Annotated in this window: 8 protein-coding genes; 5 read left to right on the top strand and 3 right to left on the bottom strand. The window is 73.0% G+C overall.

The features are described from left to right. The 3 genes from AB0958_RS43795 to AB0958_RS43805 all read left to right on the top strand — a co-directional run. A partial coding sequence (locus AB0958_RS43795; RefSeq protein WP_366896067.1) for an ATP-binding cassette domain-containing protein occupies nucleotides 1–923 on the top strand: 923 nt, incomplete at its 5' end. A gap of 13 nt (nucleotides 924–936) precedes the next feature. Beyond that, the gene (locus AB0958_RS43800; protein WP_366896068.1) at nucleotides 937–1,989 is read left to right on the top strand and encodes an LLM class flavin-dependent oxidoreductase; all 1,053 of its coding nucleotides are present in this window, start codon (nucleotides 937–939) and stop codon (nucleotides 1,987–1,989) included. A gap of 247 nt (nucleotides 1,990–2,236) precedes the next feature. Then, nucleotides 2,237–2,899, top strand: coding sequence for a transglycosylase SLT domain-containing protein (locus AB0958_RS43805; RefSeq protein ID WP_366896069.1), 663 nt, complete (start codon nucleotides 2,237–2,239; stop codon nucleotides 2,897–2,899). On the opposite strand, the gene AB0958_RS43810 is transcribed toward AB0958_RS43805, so the two are convergent. From AB0958_RS43810 to AB0958_RS43820, 3 genes are all read right to left on the bottom strand, one after another. Beyond that, on the bottom strand, nucleotides 2,893–4,131 hold the full coding sequence (locus tag AB0958_RS43810) for a cytochrome P450 (protein WP_366896070.1): 1,239 nt from the start codon (nucleotides 4,129–4,131) through the stop codon (nucleotides 2,893–2,895). The two genes, AB0958_RS43805 and AB0958_RS43810, sit on opposite strands and share 7 nt — an antisense overlap. A 75-nt stretch (nucleotides 4,132–4,206) precedes the next feature. Continuing rightward, complete coding sequence (locus AB0958_RS43815) at nucleotides 4,207–4,650, bottom strand: OsmC family protein (RefSeq protein ID WP_366896071.1); 444 nt, start codon at nucleotides 4,648–4,650, stop codon at nucleotides 4,207–4,209. 27 nt (nucleotides 4,651–4,677) lie between these two features. Beyond that, the gene (locus tag AB0958_RS43820; protein WP_366896072.1) at nucleotides 4,678–5,412 is read right to left on the bottom strand and encodes a hypothetical protein; all 735 of its coding nucleotides are present in this window, start codon (nucleotides 5,410–5,412) and stop codon (nucleotides 4,678–4,680) included. 157 nt (nucleotides 5,413–5,569) lie between these two features. Here AB0958_RS43820 and AB0958_RS43825 point away from each other — a divergent pair, with 157 nt between their 5' ends. Continuing rightward, complete coding sequence (locus AB0958_RS43825; RefSeq protein WP_276207598.1) at nucleotides 5,570–5,698, top strand: hypothetical protein; 129 nt, start codon at nucleotides 5,570–5,572, stop codon at nucleotides 5,696–5,698. Between the two features lie 97 nt (nucleotides 5,699–5,795). Next, the gene (locus AB0958_RS43830) at nucleotides 5,796–7,571 is read left to right on the top strand and encodes an ABC transporter ATP-binding protein (protein ID WP_366896073.1); all 1,776 of its coding nucleotides are present in this window, start codon (nucleotides 5,796–5,798) and stop codon (nucleotides 7,569–7,571) included. Nucleotides 7,572–7,677 lie beyond the last annotated feature (106 nt).

A 7,677-nucleotide genomic window follows, 5' to 3' on the forward strand; every position in this document is an offset into this window, starting at 1 on the left:
GCACCCTCGAGGCGCCTCGCACCACGCCCGCGCCCCGCACCCTCGAGGCGCCTCGCACCACGCCCGCGCCCCGCACCCCGCCGGCGGCCGGCGCCGCGGACCCGGTCACCGTCCCGCTGGTGGAAGTCCGCGACCTGGTCAAGGAGTTCCGGCTGCCCCGCACCGGAGGCCAGGCCCGCACCCTGCGCGCGGTCGACGACGTCAGTCTCACCCTCCACCGCGGCCGGACCCTCGCCCTGGTCGGCGAGTCGGGCTCGGGGAAGTCCACCACCGCCCGTCTGGTGCTCAGGCTGGCCGACCCCACCTCGGGACAGGTCCTCTTCGACGGCGCCGACGTCACCACCGCAGGGGCCGGTCAGGTCAGGGAGCTGCGCCGCCGGGCCCAGTTGGTCTACCAGAACCCGTACGCCTCCCTGAACCCGCGGTTCTCGATCGGCGAGGTGGTCACCGAGCCGCTGCGCGCCTTCAAGGTCGGCGACCGCGCCTCCCGGCTCGACCGGGCCCGCGAGCTCCTGGACCGGGTCGCCCTGCCCGCCGCGACGCTGGAGCGCCGCCCGGCCGAGCTGTCGGGCGGACAGCGCCAGCGGGTGGCGATCGCGCGGGCCCTCGCGCTCTCCCCCGACCTGGTGGTGTGCGACGAACCGGTCTCCGCGCTGGACGTCTCCGTCCAGGCACAAGTGCTGGAACTGCTGGCCGAGTTGCAGGACCGGACGGGGGTGGCCTACCTGTTCATCTCGCACGACCTGGCCGTCGTGCGGCAGATCGCGCACGAGGTGGCCGTGATGCGGGCCGGGCGGGTGGTCGAGACGGGACCGCCCGAGGACCTGTTCACCGCGCCGCGCCACGAGTACACCCGCGAGCTGCTCGCGGCGATCCCCGGCGGCCGGGTCCCCTCCCCCGCCGCCGAACCCACCACGAGCTGAGGACCGGCGTCACATGAGCACTCCCACCGTCACCTCCCTGGCCTTCCTCACCCCGGGCAACTTCGCCGACGACGACCCCTGCACCGGTCTGGAGGAGACCCTCCGGCTCTTCGGGTACGGCGAACGCCTCGGCTACGACGGCGCCTGGATCCGGCAACGTCATCTCGAACACGGGGTCGGCTCGGCCGCCGTGTTCCTGGCCGCCGCCGGCCAGCGCACCGAGCGGATCGAACTGGGCACCGCGGTCATCCCCATCGGCTACGAGAGCCCGTTCCGCCTCGCCGAGGACCTGGCGCTGGCCGACGTCCTGTCCCGCGGGCGGCTCCAGATCGGCTTCAGCACCGGGATGCCGCACGCCGACCTGCTCGGCGACCTGGTGCACGACGGCGACTGGCGCGGCCTCGACCTGTCGTACGGCAGGATCGCCCGGGTCGTGGAGAACCTGCGCGGTGACTACCTCGGCGGCCCGGACACGGTCATCCACTCCCCGGGCAACGTCCAGCGACCGCGCCTGCAACCGCACAGCCCCGGTCTGGTCCGCCGCATCTGGTACGGCGGCGGCAGTCTGCGCTCGGTGCGCTGGGCCGCCGAGCAGGGCCTCGGCCTGCTGTCCGGCAACATCGTCACCGGCGAGGGCACCGACGACTTCACCACCGCCCAGCTGAACCTGCTCGCCGCGTACCGCCGGGCCCTGCCCGAGGGCCGGGCCACCCGGGTGGCCCTGGGCCGGGTGATCGTGCCCCTCGACAGCGCCGACGCGACGACCCGCGCACGCTACCGCGCCTACGCGGCGAGCCGTCACGACCGCACCCTCGCCCCGCAGGGCCCGCGGCGGACCCTGTTCGCCCCGGACGTCGTGGGCACCGCCGAGCAGATCCTGGAGCGACTGGCCGCCGACCCGGCACTCGCCGAAGTGAACGAGCTGCGCCTGGAGTTGCCGTACGAGTTCCACCGCGAGGAGTACGAGCAGATCCTGCACGACGTACGGCACCTGGTCGCACCGGAACTGGGCTGGCGCCCGGCCGGTGCGGCCGTCCCCACCGCGGCCGGGCGGGCCGTGCGGTGAGTTCCGTTCCGGAGCCGTCCGCGCGCCTCGAGGTGCACGGCCGTGAGACGCTCGAGCGCCCGCAGGATGTCCTCGACGCTCTGTCGGCTGGACGTGGTTGGTTCCGAGGCGTGTGAGTATCCACACGTCTCCTGTGATTGCGTCGGCCGGGCAAGCGCGCAAGAGTATGCCAACCGTGTCACCCAGCAAGCGAGATGCTTTCGACGGTCACTCCACCCGGGTGCCCGGGCGCAGGGGAGGAAAGCGCGTGAGCCGTATGTCGGTCCGGGGACTCGCGGTCGTCTCGGCCACCGCGGTCACCGCTGTCGGAAGCGTCGCCGGGGCGGCCTCGGCCAGCAGCACCCACGACGGCGGGGCGCCGACGCCGGCGGCCGGTGCCTCCCTCCTCCAGGACATCCCCGTGGGCCGGCAGGCCCAGGTACAGACGGCGACCGTGACGCAGCAGGCCGAGGCGATGGCCGTCCAGGCGGACGCGAGTGCCCGGAAGACCGCGGAGCAGACCGCCCGCGCCGCGGCGGCCAGGGCCGCGGAGGCCAAGCAGGCCGAGGCCAAGAAGCGCGCGACGGCCAAGGCCGCGGCCGGTGATCCCTCGGCGAGCTTCCCGGTCCAGAGCTCCTACACCGTGGCGCAGCTCAAGGCGATCGCCGCGCAGATCGTGGGCAGCGGCCAGTTCCAGTGCTTCAGCAACATCGTGGACCACGAGTCCACCTGGAACTACCTGGCGGTCAACGCCTCCTCCGGCGCCTACGGTCTCGTCCAGGCGCTGCCCGGCTCCAAGATGGCCTCCGTCGCCGCCGACTGGCGGACCAACCCGGCCACCCAGATCAAGTGGGGCCTGAACTACATGAACACCGCCTACGGCAGCCCCTGCCAGGCCTGGGCCTTCTGGCAGGTCCACCACGCCTACTGACCGGCACCACCGGGCCGGGTCCGGGCGGTGGCCTCCCACAGCACGTGCAGGGTGGCCGGCTTGCGGAACACCAGGCCGTGCGGCGCGGCAGGCCGTCGCGGGTCGAGCCGGAGGCCGGGCAGGCGCTCGAGAAGGCGCTGGAGGGCGATACGGGTCTCCAGGCGGGCCAGGTGGGCGGCGAGGCAGTGGTGCGGGCCGTGGGCGAAGGCCAGTTGGAGACGGGCCTCGGCGCGGCGCACGTCGAAACGGTCCGGGTCGCGGAAGACGGCGGGGTCACGGTTGGCGCCCGTCAGGGAGACGCTGACCAGGTCGCCGCAGCGGACGGCGGCGGGTCCCAGGACGGTGTCGCGGGTGGCGTAGCGGTCCACCACCGCCGCGCCGGGCTCAAGACGCAGCGACTCCTCGACGGCTCCGTCCAGCAGTGCGGAGTCGGCTTGCACCAGGGCGAGTTGATCGGGGTTCCGGAGCAGGTGGAGCAGGGCGTTGGTGATCATCGCCTCGGTCGTCTCGATGCCTCCGAACATCAGGACGGCCGCGTTGGAGGCCACTTCGGGCAGTTCCAGCCGTTCCGCGGCGGCGACCAGGAGCGAGGAGGTGTGCCGGTCGGCGACCGTGGCCTCGACGGCGGCCCGCAGCTGTCCGTACGCGGCCGGGCCGGCCGGTCCCGCCGCCAGGCCCGCGGTGATGTCCGAGACCGACCGTACGATGGCGTCGTACCAGGACAGGACCGTGCCGGTGGTCGTCCCGACCAGTCCGAGGGCCTCGGTGACGACGGCCACGGCGAGCGGGCCGGCGAAGTCGCGGCGCAGTTCGGCCGTGCCCGCCGCTTCCAGTCCGGTGAGGAGACGGTCGGTCTCCCGCTCTATGAACCCGGCGAACCCGTCGTGCACCCTGCGGGGCCGGAACGGGGCCGCGAACGGGTCCCGGTGGCGGGCGTGCGCCGCTCCGTCCAGGGACAGCATGCTCGGCCCGACGACCCGGGCGGTGGTGAAACGGGGGTCGTCGACGGTGAAGGTGTCGGAGTCCCGCATGACGTGGAGCGCGAGGTCGCGGCGGGTGACCAGCCAGCCGTTCAGCTCGGGCAGCCACGACACCGGCTCGTGGGCGCGCAGCAGGGCCAGGCGCGGGTGCGGATCCCCGGCGAGTTCGGCGAGCGTGGTCGAGGCGCCGAGGGGGAACGCGGCACGGGTGCCCGGCGCGCCGTCCGGCCCGGGCGAGGGGAAACCGTTCACGCGCCATCGTAACCACGGCCCGTCGACCCAGCAGCGGGGGGGGGGCGAGAGGTCGTCGGCGTGGGCCGTCGGTGGTCAGGGGCCCTCTGGCGGGTCGTCCTCGATCGACACGGTCACCGGTGTTCCGGTCTCGATCGTGCGGCTGACGGTGCACAGGCGGTCGTGGGAGACGGCGATCGCGCGGGGCAGGATGGCGCGGGCCCGGTCGCCCGCCGTGCCCTCGGGGAAGGTGACGTGGAAACCGACGGCGAGGTCGGTCATGCGGTTGCCGTCCTCGTCACCGACCTTGTGGCCGCTGACGGTGACCGTGAAGGCGGTCGGTTCCGTGTGGCGGCTGGTGGAGACGTCGACGTCGGCCGCCGTACAGCCGCCGATCGCGGCGAGCAGCAGTTCCACCGGGGTGAACTCGGTGCCGTCGCCGGTGCCGAAGCCGATCGTGCCGCCGCGCGCGTTCGTCGCCGTGTAGCGGCCGGTGGCGGTGCGCTCGACCGTCACGCGCCGCAGGGATTCTTCGCTCATGCCGAGAAACCTAGATCAGCGCGGCGGTCAGCGCAGGATGTTGACGGCCCGGGCCACCACCAGGACCACCGTCACCAGGGAGACCGAGGACTGGAGCATCATCAGCATCTTGGCCCAGCGCGACAACGGCATCACGTCGGTCGGGCTGAAGGCCGTGGAATTGGTGAAGGACAGGTACAGGTAGTCCAGGAAAGCCGGTTCCCAGTCCGCGGGCGCGGTCTCCGGGCTCTGCATCTGCACGAAAAGGAAGTCCGCGTACTGCTGTCGGCCGCGGACCCGTGCCATCGGTCCGCCCCGGTCCCACTCCCAGTACCAGAGGGCGAACACGATCACGTTCGTCAGCCAGATCCCGCCGCCGGTCAGCAGCAGGGGTCCGGCGTCCGTGCCCTCGGTGCCGGTCACGAGGCCCACGACCAGCCGGACCGCAGCCCAGCCGTTGGCGAGGCTGATCAGGCCCATGAGGGCCAGTCCCACCAGGCGCAGCCATCGGGTACGGGGCTCCACCCGACGCGGGTTCCCGGCGATCAGGCCGGCCAGCAGCAGGATCTCCAGGACCGGCAGCACCCAGTACGGCTGGAGGGCGAGCCGGTGCGGCAGCATCAGCTGGAGGGCCACGGCGACCAGGATCACGGCGGTCACGGCCCACCGGGGCTCCCCCTGGGTCGCCCTGCGCCACGCGGGGACCACGTCGCGCTCGCCGCCCTCCAGCCGCCGCTCGATCCTGGCCAGCCGGTTCTCGGCATCGCTCATACGGTCGTTCATGCCGTTCATTGTCCCAAAGCGGCCCGTCGGCGGGCCCGTTGTGTTTTCGGTAAGGGAATTTCATCGGACGCTCAACTTGCCTCCTGAATGACGGAACCGCGGCCGCCGTATTCCCGTGTGAACCGCGTTCGACCGAATGAGACAAGGAGAAAAAGCCATGTCCTTCGCGAAGATCACACTGGCCAAGAAGGCCAAGAAGAAGGAAGTGGGGTGTGCCGCCAAGGAGGCGCACCACAAGCACCACCACAAGAAGCACCACCGCAAGCACAAGAAGCACGCCAAGTAACGCGACCGCCGGACGGCACCGGGACCGGACCGCCTCCCCTCCCCGGGAGGCGGGCGGTCCCGGTGCCGTCCACGGAGTCAGGGAGTACCGGCCGGTCATGGCTGACGCCGCACCGTTCGACCTGTCCGCCCCCACCCGCCCCGCCGCTCCCGCGGCCGCCCCGGTGCGGACCCGCCACGCCCGGCTCTCGCCGTGGGCCGCGTTCCGTGCGTTCTGGCCCCTGGTCAGCGGCAATCGCGTCGCCGTCCTGGTGTCGGCGCTGCTCCTGATCGTGTCGGCCGGGTGCGACGCGGCCGCGATCGGTATCGCCGGGCAGCTCACCGACGACGTGCTCACGCCCGGCGACCTGGGCGCCTTCTGGGATCCCGCGCTCCTGTGGCTGGCCCTCGCCGCGGCGGGGGCCGTCGCCTCCGCGGCCGGCGGCTGTCTGGCGGGGTGGACCAGCGAGCACTTCCTGCTCGGCCTGCGGGACCGGGTCTTCCGGCATCTCCAGCAGCTGCCGCCCGACACCCTGGCCCGCTACGGCACCGGCGACCTCGTCTCCCGGCTGACCGGCGACGTCGAGGCGGTCGAGACGCTGGTGGCGTCCGCGCCCGTGGAACTGCTCACCTCCGCGGTCAGCGCCCTCGTCTTCGCCACCGCCGCCCTGCGCACGAGCTGGCGGCTGGCCCTGATCACGTTCGCCGCCGCGCCGCTGATCTGGCTCGGCGCCCGGGTGTTCGGCACCCTGATGCGCTCCGCGACCCGCGCGGAACGCGACAGCAACGGACGGCTCGCCTCCCTGCTGGAGGAGAGCCTCGCCAACATGCCCCTCGTGCAGGCCTACAGCCGCCAGCAGGCGGAGCACGCCAAGGTGCACCGCGAGGGACGGAACTGGATGCGGGCCGGACTGCGGCAGATCCGGCTGTCCTCGGTGTACGGCCCGCTCGGTGAACTGCTGGAGACGGTCAGCGTGCTGACCGTCATCGGCGCCGGTGCCTGGCAGATCTCCGCACACCACCTGAGCACCGGCGGGCTCCTCGCCTTCGCCGCCTACCTCGGCTATCTCCACCCCCGTCTCCAGGAACTCGGTGAACTGGTCGTCGGCGCGTCCTCGGCCACCGCCGCCTGCGAACGCCTCGTCGAGGTCCTGCACACCGGCCCGCCGGCCCAGCCGACGACCACGGCCACGACCGCTCCCGTCGTGCCGTCGGCGCCCGTGCGCGGAGCGGTCACCTTCGAGGACGTCGGGTTCGCCTATCCCGGCGGGCGGCGTCCCGTGCTCGACCGGGTCCACCTGGAGGTGCCGCCCGGTCTGCTGGTCGCGGTGACCGGGCCGAGCGGCGCGGGCAAGTCCACCCTGGCCGCCCTGTTGCTGCGCTTCCTCGAACCGACCCGCGGCCGCATCCTGCTCGACGGCCAGGACATCGCCGCGCTCCCGGTCGACGAAGTGCGCGCGCACATCACCCTGTTGCCCCAGGAGAGCATGCTCTTCGACGGGACGGTCCGGGAGAACATCCGCTACGGCAGGCCGGACGCGACCGACGCGCAGGTACGCGCCGCCGCCGTGGCCGCCGACGCCCATGACTTCGTGACAGCGCTTCCCGACGGCTACGACTCCCCCGTCGGCAGACGCGGCAACGCCCTCTCCGGCGGCCAGCGGCGCCGCGTCGCACTGGCCCGCGCCATGCTGCGGGACACCCCCGTGCTGGTCCTGGACGAACCCACCACAGGCCTCGACGACTCCGCGACGGCCCGCATCATGGGCCCGCTGCGCCGGCTCACCGCGGGCCGCACCACCGTCCTCATCACCCACGACCTGCGGCTGATCGCCCAGGCCGACCTCGTCCTCCATCTCGACGACGGAACCGGGACTCTTCGAGCGGCGGGCTAGGACGTCTGACCTTCCCGTCGTCGCCCGGAGGGCGGCCGCGCGGCGTCAGGTGCGTGCTCTGGGGGTCCCCCCGGCCGAAGGCTGCGGGAGTGCCGGGCCCTGATCC

This window comes from Streptomyces sp. NPDC006655, from assembly GCF_040703965.1.
Taxonomy (GTDB): Bacteria; Actinomycetota; Actinomycetes; order Streptomycetales; family Streptomycetaceae; genus Streptomyces.